The sequence below is a fragment of the Mycolicibacterium arcueilense genome (genome assembly GCF_058536225.1).
In genome coordinates, this window is record NZ_JBZTYL010000007.1 from 200,773 (window position 1) to 226,466 (window position 25,694).

Sequence of the window (25,694 nt, forward strand, 5' to 3'; positions counted from 1 at the left end):
AGCAAGGATCGCCGAAAAGTATGGCCAAGAAAGACGGTGCCATCGAGGTCGAGGGTCGCGTGGTCGAGCCTCTGCCCAATGCGATGTTCCGCATTGAGCTGGAGAACGGACACAAGGTCTTGGCCCACATCAGCGGCAAGATGCGGCAGCACTACATCCGCATCCTGCCCGAGGACCGCGTAGTGGTGGAGCTCTCGCCCTACGACCTGTCCCGGGGCCGCATCGTGTACCGGTACAAGTGACCCGATAGAAGCCCGACCAGTAACGACGAGAACGGTGACGTGCGCATGCGCATGACATCAACAAGCCAGAAGGATCGAAACAGCCGTGAAGGTGAACCCGAGCGTCAAGCCCATCTGCGATAAGTGCAGGGTGATCCGCCGGCATGGGCGGGTCATGGTGATCTGCAGCGATCCCCGCCACAAGCAGCGGCAGGGTTAGTCAGGACTCCCTTCGGGAGCCTTGATCGACCACGTTGGATCACAACACAACTGAATGATGAACTCCCAGCACCACTGAGCGGATACGCCGCTCATACGAGATGAGCACTCATCCACGTCCGGTACGGAGGCCGGACCCCGGAGAGCCCTTAGGGGCTGAAGGGAACGGGCTGGGACCAGACCTCCGCAGAAAAGAAGGAACACCGCCACATGGCACGCCTCGTGGGCGTCGATCTTCCGCGCGACAAGCGCATGGAGATCGCGCTGACTTACATTTTCGGCATCGGCCGTACCCGTTCGAACGAGATCCTCGCCGCGACGGGCATTGACAAGAACATGCGCACGAAGGACCTGACCGACGATCAGGTGACCGTTCTGCGTGACTACATCGAAGGCAACCTCAAGGTTGAGGGTGACCTGCGCCGCGAGGTGCAGGCCGACATTCGCCGCAAGATCGAGATCGGCTGCTACCAGGGCCTGCGGCACCGCCGTGGTCTGCCCGTGCGTGGGCAGCGGACCAAGACCAACGCGCGTACCCGCAAGGGCCCCAAGCGCACCATCGCCGGCAAGAAGAAGGCTAGGTAACCCCGATGGCACCACCGAAGAAGGCTGCCGGCGCCAAGCGCGGTAAGACCACCCGTCGCCGGGAAAAGAAGAACGTCCCGCACGGCGCCGCTCACATCAAGAGCACGTTCAACAACACGATCGTCTCGATCACCGATCCCCAGGGCAACGTCATCGCCTGGGCGTCGTCGGGTCACGTCGGCTTCAAGGGTTCGCGTAAGTCGACCCCGTTCGCCGCACAGCTGGCCGCCGAGAACGCTGCCCGCAAGGCGCAGGAGCACGGCGTGAAGAAGGTCGACGTGTTCGTCAAGGGTCCGGGTTCGGGCCGTGAGACCGCCATCCGCTCGCTGCAGGCCGCCGGCCTCGAGGTGGGCGCGATTTCCGACGTCACTCCGCAGCCGCACAACGGCTGCCGTCCGCCCAAGCGGCGCCGGGTCTAGGGAGGATTTAGAAAATGGCTCGTTATACCGGACCCGCCACCCGCAAGTCGCGCCGTCTCGGCGTCGACCTGATCGGTGGAGACCAGTCGTTCGAGAAGCGCCCCTACCCGCCCGGCCAGCACGGCCGCGCGCGGATCAAGGAGAGCGAATACCGCACCCAGCTGCAGGAGAAGCAGAAGGCTCGCTTCACCTACGGCGTGCTGGAGAAGCAGTTCCGCAAGTACTACGAAGAGGCCAACCGCCAGTCGGGTAAGACCGGTGAGAACCTGCTCCAGATCCTGGAGAGCCGCCTGGACAACGTGGTGTACCGCGCCGGCCTGGCGCGCACCCGCCGGATGGCCCGTCAGCTGGTCAGCCACGGCCACTTCACCGTCAACGGTGTCAAGGTGAACATCCCGAGCTACCGGGTGTCGCAGTACGACATCATCGACATCAAGGAGAAGTCGCTCAACACCCTGCCGTTCGAGCTTTCTCGGCAGACCGCGGGTGAGCGTCCGATCCCGTCGTGGCTGCAGGTCGTCGGGGAGCGTCAGCGCATCCTCGTCCACCAGCTGCCTGAGCGCGCGCAGATCCAGGTGCCGCTCGCCGAACAGCTCATCGTCGAGTTCTACTCGAAGTAATGACCTACCGGTCATCCGACCGGTAGGTACCAGACGGCATCAAATAGCGGGTGCCGAGAAGGAGAAGAAACACCATGCTGATCTCTCAGCGACCCACACTGTCCGAGGAAACCCTCGCCGACAACCGCTCCAAGTTCGTCATCGAGCCCCTGGAGCCCGGTTTCGGTTACACGCTGGGTAACTCGCTGCGGCGCACGCTGCTGTCGTCCATCCCGGGCGCAGCGGTCACGAGCATCCGCATCGACGGTGTGCTGCACGAGTTCACCACCGTCCCCGGGGTCAAGGAAGACGTCACCGACATCATCCTGAACCTCAAGGGCCTGGTCGTGTCCTCCGAGGAGGACGAGCCGGTCACCATGTACCTGCGCAAGCAGGGCCCGGGTGCCGTCACCGCCGGTGACATCGTGCCCCCGGCCGGTGTCACGGTGCACAACCCGGACATGCACATCGCCACCCTCAACGACAAGGGCAAGCTGGAGGTCGAGCTCGTCGTCGAGCGCGGTCGCGGCTACGTCCCGGCCGTGCAGAACAAGGCCTCGGGCGCTGAGATCGGCCGTATCCCGGTCGATTCGATCTACTCGCCGGTCCTCAAGGTCACCTACAAGGTGGAGGCCACGCGTGTCGAGCAGCGCACCGACTTCGACAAGCTGATTCTCGACGTCGAGACCAAGAACTCGATCAGCCCGCGTGACGCCCTGGCGTCGGCCGGCAAGACCCTGGTCGAATTGTTCGGTCTGGCACGGGAACTCAACGTCGAGGCCGAGGGCATCGAGATCGGCCCGTCGCCGGCCGAGGCAGACCACATCGCCAGCTTCGCGCTGCCGATCGACGATCTGGACCTGACCGTCCGGTCGTACAACTGCCTCAAGCGCGAGGGTGTGCACACGGTGGGCGAGCTCGTTGCCCGCACGGAGTCCGACCTGCTGGACATCCGTAACTTCGGCCAGAAGTCCATCGACGAGGTGAAGATCAAGCTGCACCAGCTGGGTCTCTCGCTCAAGGACAGCCCGGCCACGTTCGATCCGTCCGAGGTCGCCGGTTACGACGCCGCCACCGGCACCTGGACCGCGGATGCCGGCGGTTACGACCTGGACGACACCCAGGACTACGCCGAGACCGAGCAGCTCTAAAGAATTACCGTCCCGGTCCTACCTGATACGGGGACCGGCCCCATTTAGGAGATAGTCGCAATGCCCAAACCCACCAAGGGTGCTCGCCTCGGCGGGTCGTCCTCGCACCAGAAGGCGCTCCTGGCCAACCTGGCCACGTCGCTGTTCGAGCACGGCCGCATCAAGACGACCGAGCCGAAGGCCCGGGCGCTGCGTCCGTACGCCGAGAAGCTGATCACCCATGCCCGCAAGGGTGAGCTGCACAACCGCCGCGAGGTGATGAAGAAGATCCGCGACAAGGACGTCGTGCACGTTCTGTTCGCCGAGATCGGCCCCTTCTTCGCCGATCGCGAGGGTGGCTACACCCGCATCATCAAGGTCGAGAACCGCAAGGGCGACAACGCCCCCATGGCTGTTATCGAGCTGGTGCGGGAGAAGACCGTGACCTCCGAGGCGGACCGTGCACGTCGTGCCGCCGCGGCGCAGGCCAAGGCTGCTGAAACTGAGGCTGAGGCTCCCGCTGAGGAAGCCAAGGTCGAGGCGACCGAAGAGGCCGCTGCTGACGAGGCTCCGGCCGACGAGGCGGCTTCTGAGGATGAAGCCAAGTCCTAACCAGGCATTGAACGACATGCCCGCCATCGATTCCGGTGGCGGGCATGTTCGTTTGCGCCTGGACATCGCCTACGACGGAACCGATTTCGCGGGTTGGGCGACGCAAGTTGGTCAGCGCACCGTGGCCGGGGTGATCGACGAGGCGTTCTCGACGGTGTTCCGCACGCCGGTGGTGACGCGTACCGCGGGCCGCACCGACACCGGGGTGCATGCCACCGGCCAGGTTGCCCATGTCGACATCCCCGTCGATGCCGTCGCGCATGCCTATCCCCGCACGACCCGTCCGGCTGACGCTGAATTCACCCCGCTGGTGCGACGATTGGCGCGGCTGTTGCCGACCGATGTCCGGATCCGCGACATCGTCCGGGCGCCTGCGGGTTTCGATGCCAGGTTCTCGGCACTGCGCCGGCACTACACCTACCGGCTGAGTCTCGCCCCCTACGGGGTGGAGCCGTCCGAGGCGCGCTTCGTCACCCCGTGGTCGAAGTCCCTGGACCTCGACGCGATGGCCGCCGCATCGCGGGAGTTGGTGGGACTCAACGATTTCGCAGCGTTCTGCCGCCCCCGCCCGGGCGCCACCACGATTCGTGACCTCCAGCGGCTGGAGTGGGTGCGCGACGGGCACTATGTGACGGCGTATGTCACCGCGGATGCCTTCTGCTGGAACATGGTTCGCTCGTTGGTCGGCGCGATTCTGGCGGTGGGGGAGGGTAGGCGTTCTGCGGACTGGACCGCCGGACTCCTGGGTGAATCGAGCCGCTCCAGTGATTTCGCCGCCGCACCTGCGCGTGGGCTCACGCTCGTTCAGGTCGACTATCCGCCGGATGATCAACTGGCCGGCCGGAACACGGTCACGCGGGACATGCGGACGCTCTGAGCATCGCTGGGAACCTCAGAGCCGGGCGGCGACAAACTTGGCCGCCTGCGCCACCATTCCCGAGCGGATGTAGCCGGGCGCCAGATGGTCCTGCCAGCCGGCCCGCCAGTTGTACGGGCTGCTCGGATTGCAGACCGGGTCGTCACTGTGGCAGAGGTCGATGGTGCGACTCTGATACGTCGGGTTCAACAAGGTGATCGGGCCGGCCCAGTTGGCGCCGTTGCCGAACAACGCCACTGCGGCGATGTGCCGATCGGTGCCGCGCGGCAGCGGACTGTTGAAGGTGAATGCCGAAACCGGCATGGCCAGAACCAGATCGGTGGCGGCGGCGCCCAACGAGTAACCGCCCAACACGAGCTTGGTCCTCGGACAATTGCGGGTCATCCACTGCACGTGCCGGCTCATGTCGTTGGCGCCCACGTCAACCTGGGTGTCCGCCGGGTAATTCACCGGATAGAAGCTGATGTTCGGGCCTCGGAGGGCCCGGAGTGTCTTGATGAACGCGGTGCCGACCTGACCGGGACCCGGGGGTTCCATCCGGCCGCGGGCGAACACCACTTCCGCCGGTGGACACACGGCACCATTGGCAACGCCAATCATGCTGGGAACTACCGTCATCGGCGTCATGACGGCAGTCAGTGTGGTGATGAGCGCGGTGAACATCCGGCGGACAATCACGCATTCGATGGTATTGACGACAACGTCGAGGTTAGGTGCCGGTCAGGCAACGATCCGGCGACGGTCGACGTCGTTTCAGATGCGACCGGCCACGAAATCCGCGGCCTGGTTGACCATTCCGCCGTCGATGTAGGCGCCGGCCAGGTGATCGGGCCAGTTGTTCTTCCAGGTGTCCGGATCGGCCGGGTTGCAGATCGGATCGGCACCGTGGCACAGCTCGATGGTCCGGTCGGCATAGACCGGGCTGAAGCGTGTGATGGGACCGACCCACGCGGCGCCGTTGCCGAACAGGGCGACTGCGGCGATATGCCCGTCGGCGCCTGCGGGCAGCGGAGTCTTGAAGCCGAAGCCGGTGAACGGAACGGCCAGCACCACGTCCGCGACTGCGGCGCCCAGCGAATACCCGCCGATCACCAACCGGGTGTCCGGGCAGTTGTTCATCATGTACTGGATGTGCCCGCTCATGTCGTTGGCACCTATGTCGACTTCGGTGTCGGCCGGATACTTGACGGCGTAGACGCCGATGTTCTTGTTCGACTTGGACCGCAGCGCGCTCACGAACGCGTTCCCGAGCGTGCCGACCCCGGCGGGTTCAGTACGACCGCGGGCGAAGACGACCTCGACCGGAGGGCATGGGGCGGCATTGGCCACGGCGACAGAGCCGGGCACGACAGCCGACGTGGCGGGCAGGACGGCAACGGCCGCCACGAAGATGACAGCGACACCGATCCAGCGCCGAAGCCGTCGGGCTACGTGGCTGTTCACAGGGAGTTCGACCACCTCAGCGATGGTAGCGGACGCGGCCTACAACAGTCCGGCGACGAAGTTCGCGGCATCGTTGGCCGGACCTTCGTAGGCCCGGTGTGCCTGCACACTGTCGCCGTCGCCGCAGATCGGATCGCCGGGGTTGCACAGGTCGATGGCGCGGCCCCCGTACACCGGGCTGGAGGTCAGCGGCAGACCGAGTTTGGCCGACGGGTTACCGAAGACGGCGACCGCGGCGACGTGCTCCGGGACGTTGGGCGGCAGCGGTGCGTTGAAGCCGACGGCCGGGAACGGAACGGCGGCGATCACGTCGATCACCGCGGCGCCCTGGGAGTAGCCACCCAGCACCAGTCGGGTGTTGGGGCAGTTGTCCACCATCCACTGGATGTGGCCGGAAGCGTCGTTGGCGCCGCCGGCCGCAGCCAGGAAGTCGAAACTGGCCGGGTAGCTCACCGCGTAGGCGCCGACTGAACGGCCGCCGACCTTGTTGCGCAGCGAACTGACGAACGCATTGCCGATCCGGCCGAGGCCAGGCGTGTCATTGGTGCCGCGGGCGAAGACCACCTCGATATCGGGGCAATCCGCGGCCTTGGCGACGGGCAGTGCCGTGCCGAGCCCCGCGGTGGAGGTTGGCACCACTACCGGTGCGATAACGGCAGCAGCAGCGGTGAGCGCTGCCGCCACGAACACGGCGCAGCGACGAACAAGATCAATAGCCACACCAAATCCTAACGTCTGCGGTTGACTAGACGATTCCCGCGACGAAGTTGGCGGCCTGATCCGCCATGCCAACGTAGTCGCTGTGCGCGAACGGGTTCCGGCCCCGCGAACAGATCGGGTCCCCGTCCTTGCAGATGTCGATCGCCTTGCCGCCGAAGACCGACGAGGTGAGCGGGATGCCGAATTTGGCCGACGGGTTTCCGAAGACGACCGCTGCGGCGACCTGGGGGACCAGGTCACCCGCCAGTGGCGGTGCCGATCCGACTTCTCCGACCCGGTTGCCGAGCGGCGGGATGCCGGCCAGCATGTCGACGACGGCGGCGCCCTGCGAATACCCGCCGAGAACGACCCGTGTGGAGGGGCACGAGGACGCCAGCGTGGCGATGCGGTTGGCGGCGTCGTTGGCACCGTCGGCTGCGGTCAGGAAGTCGTAACTCGCCGGGTAGTTCACCCCGTAGGTCGATACCGTCCGGCCGCCGACCCGGGAGCGCAGCGCGTCGGCGAAGGCCTGTCCCGGCCTGCCCAGGTCGGGCGCGTCGTTGGTGCCGCGGGCGAAGATGACCTCGATGTCGGAGCACGGTTCGGCAGTGGCAGGTGCGGCGAGCGCCAGCGGAAAAGCTGCGCTGACCAGGGTTGAGACGATCGCGGCCACCCGGGCCGACTTCCGGAGGAGACTCACGGGCAACATAGTCACACAAAATGGTTAGCCACGGCTAATCGTTTGCCCGTTCGGACCTTTCCTGCATGGCCATATCGGGCCAGGTCGCCAGCTCGACCTGGGTGGGCGCTTCCGGGTCCGCCTGCTCGCCGCGGTCACCCTGACGGGCCACTGCGAGACCGACCAGGACGACGGCGCCGCCGATCGCCTGGCTCACCGACATCGCCTCGCCGAGCATGATCCAGGCGATGAGGACCGCGAACAGTACCTCCGAGAGCCCGACCAGGGAGGCGAAGCGCGGCTTGAGTCTGGCGATCCCGACGATGCCGAGGGTGTAGGCCAGGGCGGTGGGGATCAGGCCGAGTGCGATCACCGGCACCAGCCACGCAGTGGTGTGCCCGGCAAGGGTGACGGGGTTGGTGGTGAAGGTCAGTGGCATGACGCCGGTGATGCCGAGGAGCGCGACGGCCGCGGTCCCGATGATCAGACCACCGGCAGCGAGGCTGATCGGGCTGAGCCCGTCGCCGTCGGTACTGGCCTTGTTGGACATCATGAAGTAGCAGGCCGCACACACCGCGGCGGCCAGGCCCCAGCTCACGCCCGCGAGGTTGATCTGGGCGCCGCTGAACACATCGAGCACCAGGACGATGCCGGCGATGGCGACGGCCACGCCGCCGAAGGTCAGCGCGCTGGGGCGGTGCCGGGTGGTGGCCCAGACCCAGCCCACGACCAGGATCGGGGCGGTGTACTCGAGCAGCAGCGCCACGCCGACGGACAGGTGTGCGACGGCGTTGTAGTAGCAGAGCTGTGCGCCGGCGATCGGGATCAGGCCATAGCCGATGACTGTCTTGGCGTGGTCGCGTACCTCGCGGGTCCAGCCGGGCCGGACGACGCCGGCGAACGCGGCCATCATCAGGGCGCCGCCGGCAAGTCGGGCCGTGACGGCGGCGGTGGGGCTCCACCCGGATTCCATCAGGGCTTTGGCGAACGGTCCCGATGAGCCGAACGCCAGCGCGGAGCTGACGGCGAACAGTAGGCCGAGCCGAAAGTGGTTGTCGGCGGTCGTGCGGTCGAGCTGGGCTTCGGCAGTCATCGGTACACCTCCCCTGAGACGTGTCATGAGTAAAATCGATTATGGTAATGACAGTAGGGTTGACGGTACGGCGACAGGGGGTCATGAGTCAAATGCTTTTTACCTATGACACGGAGCTCACGCTTCGGGCTGCGATGGTGTTGGTGAACACCGATCGGGTAGAAGGCGAAAAACTATCTGACCAGGCCGATCTGAGTGCCTATCTCGATGACTTCGGTTGGACCGGTCGGCGCGACCGAGACGACGCCGAACTGGCTGCGGTGCGCGCACTGCGCGGGCGCATAGGGGAGGTCTGGGCAGTGGCCGACGACGAGGAAGAGGCGGTCCGCCTTGTCAACGCCCTGCTGAGTGACACCAACGCAGCGCCGTGGCTGACGCGGCACAAGGAGATGCCGGAGTGGCACCTGCACCTGGCGTCGGTCGACGATCCGCTCGCGCAGCGGATGGGCGCCGAGATGGCGATGGCACTGGCCGACCTGATCCGTGGCGGCGAACTGCGTCGGCTCAAGATCTGCGCGGCTCCGGACTGTGAGGCCGTGCTGACGGACCTGTCGCGAAACCGCTCCCGCATCTTCTGCGACACCGGCAACTGCGGTAACCGCCAGCACGTCGCGGCCTACCGGCAGCGTCAGCGCGAGGACTGAACCACCGCCCTGAGCGCCGACGGCATCTTCGATCTGACGGCTCCCATCGCGGCCTCGATCGTGGGGACAACCCTCGACGACGCATTCGCTGCCACCGGAGCCTTGAGTCCGGCACAGATCGTCGAGCCGCGCGTATTCCTCGACGGACTGGCCGGACACGGGCTCACCTACACGTTGAGCTGACGCCGGAAACACTGCGCGGGGCGTGCCTCAGGCCGGGTTAGGGTGATTGCCGGGGGACATATGGCACGGCGATCTGCCACTCGGCTACAGCTCAGCGGGCATCGATTCCTGTTGCGGCGCACGGCACACGCGTTGGTTCGCGGTGATGCGCGGATGCTCGACGATCCGCTGCGCGCGCAGGCGGTCGCCTACGGCGCGGGCTGCGCCCTGACGGCTGTCGCGATCGCGGTGTGTGCGGTGCTGGCGCTGGTGCGTCCAGGATCGGTGCCCGGTGATGCGCCGATCCTGCTGGCGCGCGATACCGGCGCCCTGTACGTCCGTGTCGACGACACCGTGCACCCGGTGTCTGATCTGGCGTCGGCCCGGCTCATCGTCGGTGCGGCGGCGAATCCGGTGGTGGTCAATGCCGCTGCCATCGCCAAGTTCCGGCGCGGGCCGCTGGTGGGCATCCCAGGCGCCCCGGCCCAGCTCGGTCAGCCGCTGAGCCTCGACGAGTCGGACTGGGCAATCTGTGACGGAACAGAACCGGCCGAGACGGTGCTGCTGGCGGGGCGGGCCGACCGCGGGATGGTGGCGTTGGGCAGCGGTCAGGCGTTACTGGTGTCGGCGCGCACGATGGGAGGGGCGACGTACCTGCTGGCCGACGGGTGGCGGGCGCGGGTCGATCTCCGCGACATCGCCGTGGTGCGGGCGCTTCAGCTGGAAGGTGTTTCAGTCCAACTGGTTTCGCAGGCCCTGTTGGACTCGGTGCCCGAGGCGCCGGCGTTGCGGGCGCCGTCGATCGTGGGCGTGGGCAACCCTGGACCGGCCGCGCTGGGCGGACTCGCGGTGGGCACCGTGGTGCGCGTGGTACGCGCCGGCCCCGCCGAGTTCTATGTGGTGCTGACCGACGGTGTCCAACGCGTCGGCCGGGTGGCAGCCGACGTCATCCGATTCAGCGTGGCACAGTCGCATGGCGAACCGCCGGTCGTTCCGGCCGACGTGGTGGCCGATGTGCCCGTGGCCGATACGCTCTCCGTGGCCCGGTACCCGGAGCGGGTATTGCCGCGGGCACGTGCGGTGGTGTGCGCCCACTGGGATCCGAGGCAGCTGGGATCGGCAACGAATACCAGTGTTGCCATGGCAGATTCGCTGCCCGAACACAGTGTGCAACTGGCACAGGCCGACGGCACCGGCCCGAATATCGATCGAGTGGCGATTCCGGGTGGCCGCAGCGTGCTGCTGCAGGCTGCAGGTGTGACCCGCGACGGCATCGACGGTGGGCCGCTGTACCTGTTGAACGATCTGGGTGTGTTGTTCGGGATCCGTGACGGGGCGACCGCAGAAACGCTCGGTCTGGGGACCGACGCAGTTCCCGCGCCGTGGCCGATGCTCGCGATGCTGCCACGGGGCCCCGAACTGAACCGCGAAGCGGCCTCAGTCACCCGGGACGCGATGACCGGTGCCCGGGCGGTGCCGGCGTAACCGCTTGGCTGCCATCATCAGTGCGATCAGAACGGTCGCGCCGACACACCCGGCGGCCCCGCCGAAGGCGATGCGTTGGGGCCGGGCGTCGATCGAAGCCGGTGCGCTCGGCACTACCAGGGCCGGAACGGCCGGCGCGGACACAGACGACGGCGTGCCGCCGCTGACGGCGGCCAGGGCGTCGACCACGCCGTGCCCTACCGACGGATTCCAGCCGTCGGCCGGAGTGCGTGCGGTGTCCTCGATGCGACGCATCACCTCTCGCGCGCTGAGTTCCGGGAACCGGGCGCGCACCAGTGCCGCCACCCCGGCCACCACGGGCGCGGCATAGTTGGTTCCCGAAATCGGTACTTCCCGTCCGATCGTGTCGATCAGACGCTCGCCGTCGGGGTGCAGCGAAACGAGGTTCTCACCGGGTGCGGCCACATCGACCCAGGGCCCGGCCAGGCTGAAAACCGATGCTGTGCCGTCGGATCCGACCGAACCCACGCACAACACCAGGTCGTCGTACCATCCCGGGCTGGACACCGTGCGGAGACTGTTCCAGTCGGGCTCGCCGACGGGACCGACGGAACCTGCCTGCTGCGCGCAACCCGCGCCGACGTTGCCGGCTGCGACCACCACCACCACGTTGCGGACGTCGACGGCGTAGCTCAGTGCGGCGCCGAGAGCTCGGTCGTCGGGTGCGGCGGAAGCTGCTACGCAGGCGGGCGAGGAGATGTTGATGACGGAGGCGCCGAGGTCGGCTGCGGTACGCACCGCCATGGCGAGGGTGTTGACGTCGCCGACTCCGGTCGGTCCACCGTCCGAGGCAAACTTGTTGCTCGACTGCCTGATGGCCAGGATGACGGAGTCTGGCGCGACTCCACTGAATCCGGAACTTGGTGCCGCACCGGCGATTCCGGCAACGATCGTGCCGTGACCGTCGCAATCGGCGGTACCGTCGCCGCGTGACACATAGTCACCGCCGCCGACCAGGTGCGGTAACAGACGGTGCCGGGCGACCCCGGTGTCGATCACCGCGATCTTCTGCCCCGCACCACGAGTGAGCGGCCAAACCGACTCCAGGCTCAGCGGGGTCCCCGCCGAGGCGGCGGTGTCGTCGGCCGGAGACTGATAGCAGGGCTGGCGTTGTTCGGTGCGCTCGACGGGTCCCGCTGGTGCCGGCCGAGGGAGCAGGGTCGCGTCGACTGCCGGTGGTACTACGGCTGCTGCCGGCGCGATGGGCAGCAGTGGAACCCCGACGATCAGCGCCGCGGCCAACCGGCCTGACCTGTTCACCTCAGCGCCAGGTCGCCAACGATGTCGAAAGCACCGGCCAGCCAGCACGCCAGCGGCACCACTGCGGCCAGCGCGGCGTACTCGAGGGCATCCGCGACCCGAGCTACGGCCGGGCTGTGGATCGTGACCGGCCAGACCACGGCGATCCCGGTGCCGACGGCGAGAACTCCGGTCCAGCTTCCGTGCCCTGGATTCCAGGCCACTATGAGGACGAATGCTGCAGTGAGTGAAAGGAATCCGCAGATTCCTGCAACGGTGCGGCAACGGCCCCACCCGTAGCTGCGTGAGCGCAGCAGTAGCGCCAGACCGACTGCCGCGGCGAACGCGACCTCGACGGCTGTGACCCGCTGCGGACCGGCGACGGTGAGGATTGCGGTTCCCAGCGCGGCCGCGGCCGAACAACCGGATACCAGGCCCGCCAGGTACCGGTGCCCGACGAGAGCCCGTGCATCGACGTCGAATCCGTCCGGCTCTGGCGTCTCGTCGTCGGGATACCCGGGTACCGACGGCGTCAGGCCAGCCAGCGCAATGGACAACCGCGGTGTCAGCGGCAGCAGGCCCACCCCGAGTGCGCTCACCAACGAACCCAGTACCGGTGTGGCCGACGGCCACAACGCGGCGAAACCGGCCGCTGCGGCGACCACCCCGCAGACCGAGACGACCGCGAGCAGAATCTCCGTGCCACAACCGGATACGCGCATCAGTACCACGCCCAGTGAACCCGCGGCGATCGCGGCCAGAAAGAAGTTCGCCGGCGCCGGCCCGGCCGGGACGACGAGGAAACCGAGGACCGCCACGTGCGCGAGCGCTGCGACGTCGAGCGTCGCGACCTTGGCCGAACTCAGGCCGAAACGTGGCGCTGCCAGCGCCACGGCGGTGACGGCCGCTGCCAGCACCGCGGCCACGGCAATGCGGTCCAACCCGCTGCAGGCGAGGCCGGTCCACGCCAGCGCCGCGACGCCCAGCGCGCAGGCCCACAGGCAGGCGGCCACCCGCAGTCCGTCGGACAGGGCGTCCTCGGCTGAGTCCACGGTCAATGCGGCAGTCAGCGACCAATCCGGCGTGGGCATTTCGCGGGCACCGGCAAGCACCAGCAGATCACCGTCGTGAACATCGTTCTGCGACAGGGTTGCCGACTCATTCAGATTGGGTCCGCCCAGGTGTGCCAACCGCCAGGACAGCGGGGTACCGCTGCCGGCGCCGAGCGCGTCGACGATCCACGGCAGCAGTTCGCCTACGGTCATCGCGGCCGGCAAGGACAGGTCGACCGTGGCGCCGTGCCCGGCCGCGTCAGCCGTACCACAGTGAATCGATACGTGACACAAGGAATCCGGCATCGCATCACCCCCCCGGTTGACGCCGATATCTGCCACGCTAACCGACTCGACGAGCGCCGTCGTACACCAATTTTTCCGGTGCCCAGGGGAACCCGACGGGCCTCGCGTGCGTCCAAATGTCGATGGAACCGATCCGCACACCGCACGCCGCCCGCGAGCTCCCCGTACCGGAGTCGCCGGTGACGGAGGTCGTGATCGACGCACCGCCCGCGCTGCCGCAACACAACCCGATCAGCCCGCTGACCAGGTTGTTGCCGCTGCTTGTCGTGGTCGCGATGGGCGGCATGGTCGCGGTGTACGTCACCTCTGGTGCGGCCGCGGCACGTGGCCCGGCCGCGATGATGTTCCCGATCATGATGGCCATGTCGGCGATCGGTACGGCCGCCTACAGCATGAAGAACGGCGGTCGCGCTGCGCAGCTCCACCGGGACCGCGGTGAGTACCTGCGCTACCTGGACGGGATCGACACCGTGGCCGGTGAATCCGCCCGCACGCAGTGGCTGGGCCTGCATACCGCGCATCCCGCACCGAGGTGTTTGTGGACGCTGGCCGGTGGCGAGCAGATGTGGCGAAGCGTCCCCGATGACCCTGGGTTCTGTGAGGTGCGCGTGGGCGTGGGGGAGAGGCCGTCGTCCACCAGGCTGATCGCCGGTGGCGCCGACCTCGGCCGTGAAGCCGACCCGGTGACGACGTCGGCTCTGGCCCGACTGATCCGGCGCCGGTCGACGGTGGCAGGCGTCCCGGTGACGGTGAACCTGCGCGGCTTCGAGCACGTGGCGGTGGAGGGGCCGATCGACGCGGCACGGGCCCTGCTGCGCGCGGTGATCTGCCAACTGGCCATGGCACACAGCCCGCGGTATGTGCGCATCGCCGCGGTCGTCGACGTGGCGACGGCAGGTGAATGGGAATGGTTGAAATGGCTTGGCCACCACTGGTACCCCGATGGTGAGCGTGGGCCGGTCGCGCTGCGGCTGCGCACACTCACCGACCTGCCCGCCACAGATCCGCCGGCACACACCGTCGTCATCGTCGACTCCACCGCAGCCGGACCTCTGGTTTCGGTGCCCGGTGCGGGCGCCACCGTGCTAACTGTCGCGGCTCATGCCGGAATCACCACGGCGGACCTGCATCTGGACCTCGAGGCCGATCTGGTGCGATTCGGTGCGGTCTCGGCGCGCCCGGACCGGATGACCCGCGAACAGGCCGTGACCTGTGCCCGGTGGCTGGCGCGGTGGCGTTGCGCTCCGATGCTCGTGGCCGCCGGCTGGCCGGAGCTGATCGGGATCGACGACCCGGCCGCCATCGATCCGCCAAGCGTGTGGACGAATTCGGATCTGCGGCGGTTCCTCCGGGTTGCCGTCGGGCGGCGTGCCGACGGCACCCCGGTTCACCTCGACCTCAAGGAGGCCGCGCACGACGGCATGGGCCCGCACGGGCTGTGCGTCGGTGCGACCGGCTCGGGGAAATCGGAGTTCCTGCGCACGTTGGTGCTGGGGTTGATCACCACACATTCCCCCGAGGCACTCAACCTCGTCCTCATCGATTTCAAAGGCGGGGCAACATTTCTCGGCCTGCACCGGGCGCGTCATGTCAGCGCGTTGATCACCAACTTGGCTGAGGAGGCGCAGCTCGTGGCCCGGATGGCCGATGCGCTGGCCGGGGAGATGACCCGGCGTCAGGAACTGCTGCGGGCGGCCGGGAACCTGGCCAACATCGCGGAGTACCGGCGCCACCCCGAACTGCCTGCCCTACCGGCGCTGCTGATCGTGGTCGACGAGTTCTCCGAGCTGCTGCAGCAACACCCCGATTTCGCCGAGTTGTTCGTGGCGATCGGCCGACTCGGGCGCTCGCTTGGCATGCATCTGCTGTTGGCGAGTCAGCGTCTCGACGAGGGCCGGCTGCGTGGGCTGGAGAGCCACCTGTCGTACCGGATATGCCTGAAGACATTCTCGCCCAACGAGTCCCGATCGGTGCTCGGCATCGCCGATGCGTACGAGCTGCCGAACACGCCCGGAGCGGCTTACCTGAAGACACCGGCCGGCGAGATCGTCAGATTTCAAACCGCATTCGTCTCCGCTGCCGGTTCGGTGCCCGAGCAACGGCCCCTCGAGGCTCCGGGTCCCAGGCGGTTCACCGCATCGTGGATGTCGGCCGGCCGCGGGGCCTCCGCTACCGCGACGACGACTGTGCTGCAGCAGGTCGTCGATCGGTTGGCCGGGTACGGCGTACCGGCCCACCAGGTTTGGTTGCCTCCGCTGCCGGGTGCCGTGCCGCTCAGCGACGTCCTGCTGTCGGATCCCGATCCGCTCGACGTCGCGATCGGGTTGGTCGACCGACCGTTCGAACAGCGCCGGGACCGACTGATGCTGTCGCTGGGCGGCGGCCGGGGCAACGTGGCGATCGTCGGCGGTCCCCAATCCGGAAAATCCACGGCGGCCAAGACTCTGGCGGTGGCACTGGCCGCGACCCACCATCCCCGGGACGTGACGATCTACTGCCTGGACTTCGGTGGCGGAACGCTGAGTGCACTGCAAGCCCTGCCGCACGTCGGAGCCGTCGCCGGACGCGCCGACGCTGACCTCGTCCGGCGCACCGTCGCCGAGATGCAGGCCCTGGTCAGCGCCCGTGAGGCGCGGTTCACCGCGCTCGGTATCGGCTCCATGGCCGAATACCGGACCCGTCGTGATACCGGGGAGATCGCTGATCTCTCAGGTGACGTGTTCCTGGTCATCGACGGCTGGTCGACGTTCCGAGCCGAATTCGACGCGCTGGAGCCGACGGTCACCTCGCTTGCCGTGCAGGGGCTTTCATTCGGCATTCATGTGGTCGCGACCGCGTCGCGGTGGGGAGAGTTCCGTCCCGCGTTCAAGGACCAACTGGGTACCCGCATCGAGTTGCGGCTCGGCGATCCGGCCGAGTCCGAGATGGACCGCAAACGCGCCCGCCAGTTGTCCCAGTGCGCGCCGGGGCGGGGACTCACCCAGGACGGTCGCGAGTTGTTGGTCGCGTTGCCCCGGCTGGATGGCACACCGTCTGACGCCGGCATCGGTGCGGCGCTGGAGCGGATCGGGGACGTTCTGCAGGCGCAGTGCGGCGAGGCCCGCGCGCCGGAGATCCGGCTCCTGCCGGCGTGTGTGCACGGGCACGAGCTGCGCCCGGTGTCTCGGACCCGACCCGCCACCGAGGTGCTGCTGGGGCTCGGTGAACGCGAACTCATGCCGGTGATGGTCGATTTCAACGCCCAGCCCGATCTGGTGATCTTCGGTGACACCGGATGCGGCAAGTCCACCACACTGCGCGCGCTGTGCTGCGACCTGGCGGCGGGCAATGACCCGGCGAGCGTGCAACTGCTCATCGTGGATTTCCGCCGCGCCTTGTTGGGCGCGGTGGAGTCGGGACATCTGGCCGGATACGCCGCGTCGGTCGCGGCGCTGGACGCGGCACTTCCGAGAGTGCTTGAGACGCTGAAGAACCGGTTGCCGGGTCCAGAGGTCACCCAGCGGGAGCTTCGCGACCGCTCGTGGTGGACCGGGCCCGAGATCTACGTCGTGGTCGACGATTACGACCTGGTGGCCGGAGGCGGACCGAATCCGCTGTCACCGCTGTTGAGTTATCTGCCGCATGCCCGAGACCTCGGACTGCACCTGCTGCTGGCCCGCCGTTCCGGCGGTGCGGCGCGGGCGATGTTCGATCCGGTGCTGTCGGCGGTCAAGGACCTCGGCTGCATGGGCCTGATGATGAGCGCCGGTCCCGACGACGGTGTGCTGCTGGGGTCGGTACGGCCGATTCGCCTCCCACCGGGGCGTGGCACGCTGATCACCCGCGCGGCACCCGATCAGCTGGTCCAGATCGCCCTGCCCGAAGGAGACGAGGCGCGGTGACGTCAGTCGTCATCGAGGTGGGCCCGGTGACCGTGCGCGGACCCGGCCCCGTTGCGGCGAACCTCGCCGCAGTCGCGGTCGCCGGCATCGATGACGACATCGTCCTGATCGAGGACGAACCGGTCGCAGTGTCGGATCTGTGGGTCGAGGTGCTCGGTGCGGCCGGTGCCGGGGCCGGGACGCTCACCCTGGTGTGTCCGACGTGGTGGACAGCCGACCGGTGCGACCGCGTGCGGGATGCGGCGATGGGCTCTGAAGTGGTTGTGATGCAGCGGGTTCAGGCCCTGAGTGCATCGCTGCCCGCGGGATCCGCGGCGGTGGTCGAGATCGCCGACGAGGTCGTCATGGTGTCCGGTGTCCATGCCGGTCGCGTCGTACTGGCCCGCCATGCCGAGGACGGTCCGGATGCAGACACGGTCGTGCGCGCGGTGCTGGCGATCGCCGGCAGATCGGCAGAGGTGGTTGTCGATGCGCCGGCCGAGGTGCCCGGAGCTGTGACACTGGGGAACGAGGTGGTGGCTGCGCTTCGCCATCGTGACGTGGTGGCGACCATGGCCGACGCGCGAAGCTGGCGGAACACGCTCGTCGCACCGGATACCCCGGCCGATGAGCAACTCGGGAGGCGGAGCCGGACCGGGAGGTTCGCGATGTGCGCCGCCTCGGCCTTGGCTGCGGCACTCGGTGGGATCGCCTTCGCCGCTCACGGTCCGCCCACCGACCACCGGTCGATGACGGTCCTCATCGAGGGTCGGGTCGGTGTGCAGATTCCGGCAGGTTGGACGGTGCGAAGAAGCACCGAGGGGCCGGGATCGGCTCGGGTCGAGGTGGTTTCGCCGACCGACCCAGAGCTGATGATCCATCTGACCCAGTCCGGTGTCGGTGACGGCACCGTGGCTGACACTCTGCGGCGCACCCTGCACGAGCAACCCGCGGGGGTGTTCGTCGACTTCGAGCCGTCCGCGGTCGTCGCTGCCCGACAAGTGGTCAGCTACCGGGAGGTCCGAACCGGGCGGGAGATCCGTTGGGCGGTGTTCGTCGACGGTGCCGTGCGGATCGCGGTCGGGTGCCAGAGCGCACCGGGGCACGGCGAGGCCGTGCGCTGGGCGTGTGAGGCGGCCACCCGGTCCGCACACGCGGTGTTCTGAAATCGGGTGGAACCAAACCGGGCCGGGCTGCGTCGAATTGTTATATCCCGCAACACAAGACCGGAGGGCCAGAGGACATGTCACCAGGACCGGCGGGGCCATTGGGCACCGACTTCGAGGTAATGACGAGTGTGGCCGGGCGGATCGACGTGCTCAACGACGACGTCCGGTCCATGCTGCAGAGCTTCATCGGAAAGATGAGCAGTGTGCCACCGTCGGTGTGGGGCGGCGTGGCGGCAGCGCGGTTCCGTGACGTGGTGGACCGCTGGAACAGTGAATCGCTGACACTGCACACCACATTGGGCCGTATCGCGGAGACCATCCGGACCAACGAGCGCACGCTGCGCGCTGCGGCCGACACTCACGCGCAGCGGCTCGGCGCCGTCGGCGACGGTATCTGATCGGCGCCGGCCATGGATCACGTGCTGTCCTACGACTTCGGCGAGATCGAGTACTCGGTTCGCCAGGAGATCCACACGACATCGAGCCGGTTCAACGCCGCCCTCGATGAATTGCGTTCGCAGATCGCGCCTTTGCAGCAGGTCTGGACCCGTGAGGCCGCGCAGGCCTACGCCGTCGAGCAGGCCCGCTGGAATCAGGCCGCGGCGGCTCTCAACGAGATCCTGTTCTCCCTGGGCAATGCGGTGCGCGACGGTGCCGACGAGGTGGCCGCGACCGACCGCAGTGCAGCCAACGCGTGGGGAGCCTGAGGCCGCTCAGCCCAGAAAGACATGTGCGGTCCCGTCCGGTGGAGAGGACCGGGCGGGACCGCACACTTTCGTCTGGTTCGGGCTAGCGAGCCGAGCCGGAGTCGCGACGGGGACGGCGGTGTCCACCACCGCGCTGTTGCCCGCCTGCACTGGCCCCGGAACGGGACCCGGAACGGGCTGCGGGCGCGCCGCCGCCGTTGCGCGAGGACCCATTCGGGCGGTTGCGACCCTGCTGCTGGCCCGACTTGCCCGACTGCCCGGACCTGTTGCCCTGACGCCGCGGCGCCGGAGCGGCCTGGGTGGTCGGCTCGGGACGGATGGGATCACCGAAAACCCGGTCTCCGGGGGCGATCTCACGAAGCACCGGATGGTCGATGCCGTTCACCCGGGTGATCGTGGGCTTGACTCCGGCCTTCTTGGTCAGGGTGCGCACATCGGAGACCTGTGCGTCATGCATGAGCGTCACGACGGTGCCCTCGTTGCCGGCGCGAGCCGTACGGCCGGACCGGTGCAGGTAGGCCTTGTGCTCGACGGGCGGGTCGGCGTGCACGACGAGGCTGACGTCGTCGACGTGGATACCGCGGGCGGCGATGTCGGTGGCCACCAGCACGCCGGCCGATCCGTCGGAGAACGCCGTCAGGTTGCGGGTGCGGGCATTCTGGGACAGATTGCCGTGCAGCTCGACTGCCGAGACGCCGCGCGAATTGAGCTGACGGGTCAGGTTTTTCGCGCCGTGCTTGGTGCGGGCGAACACGATGGTGCGCCCGGGGGCGGCGGCCAGATCGGCAACCACGTTGACCCGTGAGGCGTTGTCCACGTGCAGCACGTGGTGCACCATCGCGGTTACCGGCGACTGTGCCGAATCGACACTGTGCACCACCGGGTCGTGCAGGTAGCGCTTGACCAGCACGTCGACCCCGGCGTCGAGCGTGGCCGAGAACAGCAGGCGCTGGCAGTCTTTCGGCGTGCGGTCCAGCAGGCGCTTCACGCCGGGCAGGAAGCCGAGGTCAGCCATGTGGTCGGCTTCGTCGAGCACGGTGACCTCGACTGCGGACAGGTCGGCGTGGCCGGACCGCATGTGGTCTTCGAGCCGGCCCGGGCAGGCGATCACGATGTCCACGCCCCCTCTGAGGGCGGAGATCTGCGGGTTGGGGCCCACGCCACCGAAGATGTTGACCGACCGCAGGCCGGTGGCCTTGGCCAGCGGTGCGAGCGAGGCCTCGATCTGGGTGACGAGCTCACGGGTCGGCGCCAGGATCAGCGCGCGGGGCCGGTTCGGCGCCCGGCGGGTGCCGCTGGTCGCCAAGCGTGCCACCAGGGGCAACAGGAACGCGTACGTCTTGCCGGACCCGGTCCGGCCGCGGCCGAGGACATCGCGGCCCTTGAGCGAGTCAGGCAGCGTCGCGGCCTGGATCGGGAAAGGCGACTCCACGCCGTTCCCCGCGAGGGTGGCGACGATCTCGGCGGGCAGGCCGAGCTCGGCGAAAGTAGGCACGGCGGTGCCAGGGGTTTCTTGGACAGACAAAATGAAAGCTCCGAAAATAGAGGGCGGTCGTCCTGCCCGGCGCGAGTGAGATCTCGCGGCGCTCGGTTGACGATCGAGAAGGCGGCAAAGGCAGAACAGACAAGCCGCCGTGGCCCAACTATACCGGTCATCGGCGGATTTCCCGATTCCCGAGCGCCTGACCAGCGGGTGGGATCCATCACAGGCCCGGCAGGTCAACTATCCTGGCGGACACGCGTGAATGCCATGTCAATGGCCCGACGCCGGGAGCGTGATAGCGGTGGCCGCATCGAGAAGCGTGGGAGGCCGGATGTCGCCCCGGGCACTTCCCGCGAAGGTGCGCGCGATCCATGACCTGTTCATCGCCGGCCGGGTGGACGCCGATTCCCTGGATACCACCCCGGTTCGTCGCGTGATCGTGGAGAGCTGGCAACGCAGTCTGGCCACCGGGGTGGACCCCGACATGGGCGCCCGGGCGGCTGCCGCGGCCGCTTCGCTGACCGAGTTGCGCAACACGCACCCGCTCGCGCCCACTCTGCCGCTGATCCGTCGGCTGCTGGTCGACGACGCCGTCGGCGCCGGAGTACTGGTGGCGATCACCGCGGCCGACGGCACGCTGCTGTGGGTCGAGGGAGACCACGGCGCGCGCCGCAAGGCCGAAGGGATGAACTTCGTCCCGGGGTCGGACTGGAGTGAGCGGGCGGCGGGCACCAACGCCCCCGGCACCGCTCTGGCGCTGGACCGGGAACTGCAGATCCTGGGGTCCGAGCACTTCTCCCGAACCGTGCACTCGTGGAGTTGCACCGCCGTGCCCGTGCACGACCCGGCCACCGGGGTGCTGCTGGGCGCCATCGACCTGACCGGCGGGTCCGCGGTCGCCACACCTCAGACATTGGCACTGGTCAGGGCCACTGCTGTGGCGGTCGAGAACCAGCTGGCCCTCTTGCGGCTCACCGGACCGGCCGAGCCGGCGGAAACCGAGACGGCGCGGCTGACGGTGCTGGGCGCGGACCGCCCGCGTTGGCGGATGGCCGACGCCGCGGGCCGGCCGCAGTCCAGCATTCTCACCGGTCGCCATGCCGACATCCTGGTCCTGCTGATCCGGCATCCCGAGGGGCTGAGTGCCGATCATCTGGCCATGTTGCTCGACGACAAGGACCTCGACGTGGTCACCGTCCGCGCCGAGGTGTCGCGGTTGCGGCGGGTCATCGGCAGCAGCTACATCGAGTCGCGGCCGTACCGGCTGTTGGCGCCGGTGGCCAGCGACATGGGTGACGTGTACGACGCGTTGCAGGCCGGGAACGTCTCGGCCGCCCTGGATGCGTACTCGGGCGCGTTGCTGCCGCAGTCGGTCTCGCCGGCGATTGCGCGGCTGCGCACCGAGTTGAGCGCCGGCCTGCGCGAAGCGGTGCTGACCGGCAGCGATCTGGGCCTGCTGCGGCGGTGGTTGGCACTGCCCGACGGCCGTGACGACCGACAGGGCTGGCGGGTCTTGCACGACCATGCCGACGCCGACCCGTTGGCCAGGGCGCAGGCCCGCGGTCACCTGGCCGGTATCGACTCCGAACTGGGCTAGTTTGGTCGGTTCGAACGCCCTGCAACGTGTGCAACTGTGCTGCAACCTACTGCTGACTACCTTTAGTGACTACCGACACATTTCGGTGTCCGAATGCAGGAGATTGCCATGACTGTTTATGCACGTCCGGGTGCCGACGGCGCCGTGATGTCGTTCGAATCCCGCTACGACAACTTCATCGGCGGACAGTGGGTCGCGCCGGCCGAGGGCCGCTACTTCGAGAACCCGACGCCGGTCACGGGCCAGGTGTTCTGCGAGGTGGCCCGCTCCACCGAGGCCGACGTCGAGAAGGCCCTCGATGCCGCGCACGCGGCCGCGCCGGCCTGGGGCAAGACCTCGCCCGCCGAGCGCGCCGTGATCCTCAACAAGATCGCCGACCGCATCGAGGAGAACCTCGAAGCCGTCGCACTGGCCGAGTCGTGGGACAACGGCAAGCCGATCCGCGAGACGCTGAATGCCGACATCCCGCTGGCGATCGACCATTTCCGGTACTTCGCCGGTGTCCTGCGTGCCCAGGAAGGCTCGCTCTCCCAGATCGACGAGGACACCGTCGCCTACCACTTCCACGAGCCGCTCGGTGTGGTCGGCCAGATCATCCCGTGGAACTTCCCGATCCTGATGGCGGTGTGGAAGCTGGCCCCGGCACTGGCCGCGGGCAACGCCGTGGTGCTCAAACCTGCTGAGCAGACCCCGGTTTCGGTGCTGTTCCTGATGTCGCTGATCGGTGACCTGCTGCCCGCCGGTGTGGTCAACGTGGTCAACGGGTTCGGTGTGGAGGCCGGCAAGCCGCTGGCCTCGAGCAACCGGATCGCCAAGATCGCGTTCACCGGCGAGACCACCACCGGTCGCCTGATCATGCAGTACGCCAGCCAGAACCTGATCCCGGTGACGCTCGAGCTGGGTGGCAAGAGCCCGAACATCTTCTTCTCCGATGTGCTGGCCGCGGCCGACGACTTCCAGGACAAGGCCCTGGAAGGGTTCACCATGTTCGCGCTGAACCAGGGCGAGGTGTGCACCTGCCCGTCGCGGTCGCTGATCCAGGCCGACATCTACGACGAGTTCCTGGAATTGGCCGCCATCCGCACCAAGGCGGTACGCCAGGGCGACCCGCTGGACACCGAGACGATGATCGGTGCGCAGGCCTCCAACGATCAGCTGGAGAAGATCCTGTCCTACATCGAGATCGGGAAATCCGAAGGCGCTCAACTGATCACCGGTGGCGAGCGGGCCGATCTGGGTGGCGATCTCAACGGTGGCTTCTACGTGGCGCCCACGATCTTCACCGGCAACAACAAGATGCGGCTGTTCCAGGAGGAGATCTTCGGCCCGGTCGTCGCGGTGACGTCGTTCAAGGATTACGACGACGCGATCTCGATCGCCAACGACACCCTCTACGGCCTGGGCGCAGGCGTGTGGAGCCGTAACGGCAATACCGCCTACCGCGCCGGCCGGGACATCAAGGCCGGCCGGGTGTGGACCAACTGCTACCACGCCTACCCCGCGCATGCGGCGTTCGGCGGATACAAGCAGTCCGGCATCGGCCGGGAGAACCACAAGATGATGCTCGACCACTACCAGCAGACCAAGAACCTGTTGGTGAGTTACGGCACCAAGGCCCAGGGCTTTTTCTGATCCACCGCCGAACGTGGGCTTGTGTGCGAAAAAACCCGCAAATGTCGCACACAAGCCCACGTTCGCGGTCTACCCGAAGGGACACGCATGACATCGCTGCCGTTGCCGACCGCGCAGAAGGTGATCGACGCCGCCGTCGTGAAGGCGGAGGAGGTCGGCCAGCCGATGAACATCGCCGTGGTCGACGACGGAGGTCATCTGGTGGCCTTCGTGCGTATGGACGGTGCGATCAAGGCCAGCATCGACATCTCGATCCGCAAGGCGCGCACCGCGGTCATGATGAACCTGCCCACCAGCGCGCTGATGGACATCTGTCAGCCAGGCGGTGAGTTGTACGGCCTGGAGCAGACCGCGGGCGGCCTGGTGGTGTTCGGCGGCGGGGTGCTGCTGGAGGCCGGCGGGGTGGTGATCGGCGCGGTCGGTGTCAGTGCGGGCAGTGTCGAGCAGGACGTGGCGGTGGCGACCGCAGGGGCAGCGGCCCTCTAGGGATCTAGCCGGGCCCGCCGGTCAGAACACAGTCACCGCAGTAGCCGCCCCCGGGCACCTGGTAGAACAGGCAGCAGTTGCGCCGCCGGAACTGTTCTCCCACAACGTCTGCGGTACCGCGCAGCGGTTCGATCGCGATCAGTTCGGCGACCAGCTCACGGCCGCGGCGCTCCGCGTCGGGGTGGGACATGGCCAGTACGGTGACCGCGCCGTTGGCCGCCGATGCGATGTTGCCCCACATCACCTGTGGCGAAAGAGATTCCGCCAGCCCCATGGTGTCGTTCAGCGGGCGCAACACGCTTTCGATCAGGGAGTCGGCGATCGTGACGGCGATCCGCCGCGGGTCGGTTTCGGTCACCCATTCGACTCCGGCTTTTCCGAGGTTCGGTCGGTGCGACGAATCCTCTTGCCAGAACAGCGAATCCATTGTCAGCAGTGGGACGCTGCCAAAGCACACCGCGGCGCCGAGCGCGGGGGACAACAGGCGTGCGGTGATCGACAGGTGCACAGAGGAGGCCGCGGCCTTGACCGGGACGTCGGCTACGTCGATCGCGAAGCCGGCGGCCGTCGCCGCCCGGGTGCGCATCGTGTACTCGTGCAGGGCGGCCTGCTCGCCGCACAGGGACGCGATCGGCCGCCAGCCGGCGGGATCGACCGTCGGGAGGGCAAAGAACTCGCCCAGTGCGGCGATCGGGTCAGATTTTCCGGCGTCCATCGTCGGGTCAGGTTAGCCGCACTGACCTGCGGCGCAACCCTGATGCAACGTGATGCAGCGCACAATTGGCTCGCGTTGTGTCGCACGTCGGTGGGAGATCCGCCCCGAGTCAGTTGGAGTAGTGAATGACGGAACCGATTCTCGATCCTTCGGCCGATTACCCGCTGAGCATCCATCGCGAGGATCTGCTGTTCACCCCCAACGGCACGCCGATCGGCGGTATCACCATGGATGCGGTGATGTCAGGTGAGATCGCCGCCTCCGATCTGCGCATCACCCCGCAGACCCTGCGGCTGCAGGCCCAAATCGCCGAAAAGGTCGGACGCCGCCAGCTCGGCTCGAACCTGCGCCGCGCCGCGGAGATGACCGCGATCAGCGACGAGCGGGTGCTGCAGATCTACAACGCGCTGCGGCCCAACGCCTCCACCAAGGCCGAGCTGGACTCGATTGCCGACGAGCTGGAGAGGCAGTACGACGCGGCGTTGCTGGCGGGCCTCGTGCGTGAGGCCGCCGACGTGTACGAGCGCCGCGACATCCTGGCCACCAGCGAATAGGAGACA

28 protein-coding genes are annotated in these 25,694 nt (G+C 67.7%); 19 read left to right on the forward strand and 9 right to left on the reverse strand.

All coding sequences use genetic code 11. The features are described 5' to 3' along the window. Positions 1–20 precede the first annotated feature (20 nt). The 8 genes from infA (at position 21) to truA (ending at position 4,662) form a co-directional block, all read left to right on the forward strand. Entirely contained in the window at positions 21–242 is a 222-nt protein-coding gene (gene infA, locus AC4LGL_RS05130) for a translation initiation factor IF-1 (protein WP_003418601.1), read from the forward strand. 85 nt (positions 243–327) lie between these two features. Then, the gene (gene rpmJ / locus AC4LGL_RS05135; protein ID WP_003879483.1) at positions 328–441 is read left to right on the forward strand and encodes a 50S ribosomal protein L36; all 114 of its coding nucleotides are present in this window, start codon (positions 328–330) and stop codon (positions 439–441) included. A 209-nt stretch (positions 442–650) separates the two neighbouring features. Beyond that, positions 651–1,025 (forward strand): 30S ribosomal protein S13, encoded by a 375-nt coding sequence (gene rpsM / locus AC4LGL_RS05140; RefSeq protein WP_044519236.1) that lies wholly within the window; start codon positions 651–653, stop codon positions 1,023–1,025. Positions 1,026–1,030: 5 nt separating this feature from the next. After that, positions 1,031–1,444 (forward strand): 30S ribosomal protein S11, encoded by a 414-nt coding sequence (gene rpsK / locus AC4LGL_RS05145; protein ID WP_004571524.1) that lies wholly within the window; start codon positions 1,031–1,033, stop codon positions 1,442–1,444. Positions 1,445–1,458: 14 nt separating this feature from the next. After that, positions 1,459–2,064: a 30S ribosomal protein S4 gene (gene rpsD, locus AC4LGL_RS05150; RefSeq protein WP_055109864.1), complete on the forward strand. Its 606-nt coding sequence runs from the start codon at positions 1,459–1,461 to the stop codon at positions 2,062–2,064. A gap of 74 nt (positions 2,065–2,138) precedes the next feature. Further along, positions 2,139–3,194, forward strand: a complete 1,056-nt coding sequence (locus AC4LGL_RS05155) for a DNA-directed RNA polymerase subunit alpha (protein WP_019347690.1) — start codon at positions 2,139–2,141, stop codon at positions 3,192–3,194. 60 nt (positions 3,195–3,254) lie between these two features. Then, positions 3,255–3,785 carry a 50S ribosomal protein L17 gene (gene rplQ / locus AC4LGL_RS05160; protein ID WP_491837907.1) on the forward strand — a complete coding sequence of 177 codons (531 nt, stop codon included), beginning with the start codon at positions 3,255–3,257 and terminating at the stop codon, positions 3,783–3,785. Positions 3,786–3,801: 16 nt separating this feature from the next. After that, a complete protein-coding gene (truA, locus tag AC4LGL_RS05165) occupies positions 3,802–4,662 on the forward strand; it encodes a tRNA pseudouridine(38-40) synthase TruA (RefSeq protein ID WP_491837908.1) in 861 nt (286 codons plus the stop codon). 15 nt (positions 4,663–4,677) lie between these two features. On the opposite strand, the gene AC4LGL_RS05170 is transcribed toward truA, so the two are convergent. The 5 genes from AC4LGL_RS05170 to AC4LGL_RS05190 form a co-directional block, all read right to left on the reverse strand. Next, positions 4,678–5,349 (reverse strand): cutinase family protein, encoded by a 672-nt coding sequence (locus AC4LGL_RS05170; protein WP_491839272.1) that lies wholly within the window; start codon positions 5,347–5,349, stop codon positions 4,678–4,680. A gap of 66 nt (positions 5,350–5,415) precedes the next feature. Further along, entirely contained in the window at positions 5,416–6,048 is a 633-nt protein-coding gene (locus AC4LGL_RS05175; RefSeq protein WP_491839273.1) for a cutinase family protein, read from the reverse strand. Positions 6,049–6,144: 96 nt separating this feature from the next. Beyond that, a complete protein-coding gene (locus AC4LGL_RS05180; RefSeq protein ID WP_491837909.1) occupies positions 6,145–6,825 on the reverse strand; it encodes a cutinase family protein in 681 nt (226 codons plus the stop codon). Positions 6,826–6,850: 25 nt separating this feature from the next. Further along, a complete protein-coding gene (locus tag AC4LGL_RS05185; RefSeq protein WP_491839274.1) occupies positions 6,851–7,513 on the reverse strand; it encodes a cutinase family protein in 663 nt (220 codons plus the stop codon). A 25-nt stretch (positions 7,514–7,538) separates the two neighbouring features. Beyond that, the gene (locus tag AC4LGL_RS05190) at positions 7,539–8,576 is read right to left on the reverse strand and encodes an EamA family transporter (RefSeq protein WP_491837910.1); all 1,038 of its coding nucleotides are present in this window, start codon (positions 8,574–8,576) and stop codon (positions 7,539–7,541) included. Positions 8,577–8,668: 92 nt separating this feature from the next. On the opposite strand from AC4LGL_RS05190, the gene AC4LGL_RS05195 reads away from it, so the two are divergent. The 3 genes from AC4LGL_RS05195 to eccB are packed head-to-tail and all read left to right on the forward strand — an operon-like array spanning position 8,669 to position 10,867. After that, positions 8,669–9,220, forward strand: coding sequence for a CGNR zinc finger domain-containing protein (locus tag AC4LGL_RS05195; RefSeq protein ID WP_491839275.1), 552 nt, complete (start codon positions 8,669–8,671; stop codon positions 9,218–9,220). Positions 9,221–9,280: 60 nt separating this feature from the next. After that, a complete protein-coding gene (locus tag AC4LGL_RS05200; protein ID WP_491837911.1) occupies positions 9,281–9,403 on the forward strand; it encodes a hypothetical protein in 123 nt (40 codons plus the stop codon). Positions 9,404–9,463: 60 nt separating this feature from the next. Next, positions 9,464–10,867 carry a type VII secretion protein EccB gene (gene eccB, locus AC4LGL_RS05205; RefSeq protein WP_491837912.1) on the forward strand — a complete coding sequence of 468 codons (1,404 nt, stop codon included), beginning with the start codon at positions 9,464–9,466 and terminating at the stop codon, positions 10,865–10,867. Here eccB and mycP read toward each other — a convergent pair. Further along, positions 10,820–12,148 carry a type VII secretion-associated serine protease mycosin gene (gene mycP / locus AC4LGL_RS05210; RefSeq protein ID WP_491837913.1) on the reverse strand — a complete coding sequence of 443 codons (1,329 nt, stop codon included), beginning with the start codon at positions 12,146–12,148 and terminating at the stop codon, positions 10,820–10,822. The genes eccB and mycP overlap by 48 nt on opposite strands. Further along, complete coding sequence (gene eccD / locus AC4LGL_RS05215) at positions 12,145–13,485, reverse strand: type VII secretion integral membrane protein EccD (protein ID WP_491837914.1); 1,341 nt, start codon at positions 13,483–13,485, stop codon at positions 12,145–12,147. Before eccD ends, mycP begins: the two co-directional genes overlap by 4 nt. 122 nt (positions 13,486–13,607) lie before the next feature. Here eccD and eccCb point away from each other — a divergent pair, with 122 nt between their 5' ends. The 4 genes from eccCb (at position 13,608) to AC4LGL_RS05235 (ending at position 19,221) form a co-directional block, all read left to right on the forward strand. After that, positions 13,608–17,366 (forward strand): type VII secretion protein EccCb, encoded by a 3,759-nt coding sequence (gene eccCb / locus AC4LGL_RS05220; protein WP_491839276.1) that lies wholly within the window; start codon positions 13,608–13,610, stop codon positions 17,364–17,366. After that, positions 17,363–18,511 carry a type VII secretion-associated protein gene (locus tag AC4LGL_RS05225; RefSeq protein WP_491837915.1) on the forward strand — a complete coding sequence of 383 codons (1,149 nt, stop codon included), beginning with the start codon at positions 17,363–17,365 and terminating at the stop codon, positions 18,509–18,511. The genes eccCb and AC4LGL_RS05225 overlap by 4 nt, the downstream gene beginning before the upstream one ends. Positions 18,512–18,588: 77 nt before the next feature. Then, a complete protein-coding gene (locus AC4LGL_RS05230) occupies positions 18,589–18,912 on the forward strand; it encodes a WXG100 family type VII secretion target (RefSeq protein WP_491837916.1) in 324 nt (107 codons plus the stop codon). 12 nt (positions 18,913–18,924) lie between these two features. Continuing rightward, the gene (locus AC4LGL_RS05235; protein WP_064883162.1) at positions 18,925–19,221 is read left to right on the forward strand and encodes a WXG100 family type VII secretion target; all 297 of its coding nucleotides are present in this window, start codon (positions 18,925–18,927) and stop codon (positions 19,219–19,221) included. Positions 19,222–19,303: 82 nt separating this feature from the next. Here the strand turns inward: AC4LGL_RS05235 and AC4LGL_RS05240 are convergent, their stop codons facing one another. Then, a complete protein-coding gene (locus tag AC4LGL_RS05240; protein ID WP_491837917.1) occupies positions 19,304–20,716 on the reverse strand; it encodes a DEAD/DEAH box helicase in 1,413 nt (470 codons plus the stop codon). A 319-nt stretch (positions 20,717–21,035) separates the two neighbouring features. Between AC4LGL_RS05240 and AC4LGL_RS05245 the strand changes: the two genes are divergently transcribed. The 3 genes from AC4LGL_RS05245 (at position 21,036) to AC4LGL_RS05255 (ending at position 24,419) form a co-directional block, all read left to right on the forward strand. Further along, positions 21,036–22,301 carry a GAF domain-containing protein gene (locus AC4LGL_RS05245; protein WP_491837918.1) on the forward strand — a complete coding sequence of 422 codons (1,266 nt, stop codon included), beginning with the start codon at positions 21,036–21,038 and terminating at the stop codon, positions 22,299–22,301. Between the two features lie 108 nt (positions 22,302–22,409). After that, positions 22,410–23,933, forward strand: a complete 1,524-nt coding sequence (gene adh / locus AC4LGL_RS05250; RefSeq protein ID WP_491837919.1) for an aldehyde dehydrogenase — start codon at positions 22,410–22,412, stop codon at positions 23,931–23,933. Positions 23,934–24,020: 87 nt separating this feature from the next. After that, entirely contained in the window at positions 24,021–24,419 is a 399-nt protein-coding gene (locus tag AC4LGL_RS05255) for a GlcG/HbpS family heme-binding protein (protein ID WP_491837920.1), read from the forward strand. Positions 24,420–24,423: 4 nt separating this feature from the next. Here AC4LGL_RS05255 and AC4LGL_RS05260 read toward each other — a convergent pair whose 3' ends face one another. After that, positions 24,424–25,134, reverse strand: a complete 711-nt coding sequence (locus tag AC4LGL_RS05260) for a (2Fe-2S)-binding protein (RefSeq protein WP_491837921.1) — start codon at positions 25,132–25,134, stop codon at positions 24,424–24,426. Positions 25,135–25,259: 125 nt separating this feature from the next. On the opposite strand from AC4LGL_RS05260, the gene AC4LGL_RS05265 reads away from it, so the two are divergent. After that, positions 25,260–25,688 (forward strand): diol dehydratase small subunit, encoded by a 429-nt coding sequence (locus AC4LGL_RS05265; protein ID WP_491837922.1) that lies wholly within the window; start codon positions 25,260–25,262, stop codon positions 25,686–25,688. Positions 25,689–25,694: the final 6 nt, after the last annotated feature.

Excerpts from the sequence above, each read along its gene's own strand:
- infA (WP_003418601.1), top strand. The coding sequence starts at position 21 with ATGGCCAAGAAAGACGGTGCCATCGAGGTCGAGGGTCGCGTGGTCGAG.
- AC4LGL_RS05190 (WP_491837910.1), bottom strand. The coding sequence starts at position 8,576 with ATGACTGCCGAAGCCCAGCTCGACCGCACGACCGCCGACAACCACTTT.
- AC4LGL_RS05265 (WP_491837922.1), top strand. The coding sequence starts at position 25,260 with ATGACGGAACCGATTCTCGATCCTTCGGCCGATTACCCGCTGAGCATC.
- AC4LGL_RS05235 (WP_064883162.1), top strand. The coding sequence starts at position 18,925 with ATGGATCACGTGCTGTCCTACGACTTCGGCGAGATCGAGTACTCGGTT.
- adh (WP_491837919.1), top strand. The coding sequence starts at position 22,410 with ATGACTGTTTATGCACGTCCGGGTGCCGACGGCGCCGTGATGTCGTTC.
- AC4LGL_RS05260 (WP_491837921.1), bottom strand. The coding sequence starts at position 25,134 with ATGGACGCCGGAAAATCTGACCCGATCGCCGCACTGGGCGAGTTCTTT.
- eccCb (WP_491839276.1), top strand. The coding sequence starts at position 13,608 with ATGGAACCGATCCGCACACCGCACGCCGCCCGCGAGCTCCCCGTACCG.
- AC4LGL_RS05185 (WP_491839274.1), bottom strand. The coding sequence starts at position 7,513 with ATGTTGCCCGTGAGTCTCCTCCGGAAGTCGGCCCGGGTGGCCGCGATC.
- rpsD (WP_055109864.1), top strand. The coding sequence starts at position 1,459 with ATGGCTCGTTATACCGGACCCGCCACCCGCAAGTCGCGCCGTCTCGGC.
- AC4LGL_RS05245 (WP_491837918.1), top strand. The coding sequence starts at position 21,036 with ATGTCGCCCCGGGCACTTCCCGCGAAGGTGCGCGCGATCCATGACCTG.
- eccD (WP_491837914.1), bottom strand. The coding sequence starts at position 13,485 with ATGCCGGATTCCTTGTGTCACGTATCGATTCACTGTGGTACGGCTGAC.
- eccB (WP_491837912.1), top strand. The coding sequence starts at position 9,464 with ATGGCACGGCGATCTGCCACTCGGCTACAGCTCAGCGGGCATCGATTC.
- rpsM (WP_044519236.1), top strand. The coding sequence starts at position 651 with ATGGCACGCCTCGTGGGCGTCGATCTTCCGCGCGACAAGCGCATGGAG.
- rplQ (WP_491837907.1), top strand. The coding sequence starts at position 3,255 with ATGCCCAAACCCACCAAGGGTGCTCGCCTCGGCGGGTCGTCCTCGCAC.
- AC4LGL_RS05255 (WP_491837920.1), top strand. The coding sequence starts at position 24,021 with ATGACATCGCTGCCGTTGCCGACCGCGCAGAAGGTGATCGACGCCGCC.
- AC4LGL_RS05155 (WP_019347690.1), top strand. The coding sequence starts at position 2,139 with ATGCTGATCTCTCAGCGACCCACACTGTCCGAGGAAACCCTCGCCGAC.
- AC4LGL_RS05195 (WP_491839275.1), top strand. The coding sequence starts at position 8,669 with ATGCTTTTTACCTATGACACGGAGCTCACGCTTCGGGCTGCGATGGTG.
- AC4LGL_RS05230 (WP_491837916.1), top strand. The coding sequence starts at position 18,589 with ATGTCACCAGGACCGGCGGGGCCATTGGGCACCGACTTCGAGGTAATG.
- rpsK (WP_004571524.1), top strand. The coding sequence starts at position 1,031 with ATGGCACCACCGAAGAAGGCTGCCGGCGCCAAGCGCGGTAAGACCACC.
- truA (WP_491837908.1), top strand. The coding sequence starts at position 3,802 with ATGCCCGCCATCGATTCCGGTGGCGGGCATGTTCGTTTGCGCCTGGAC.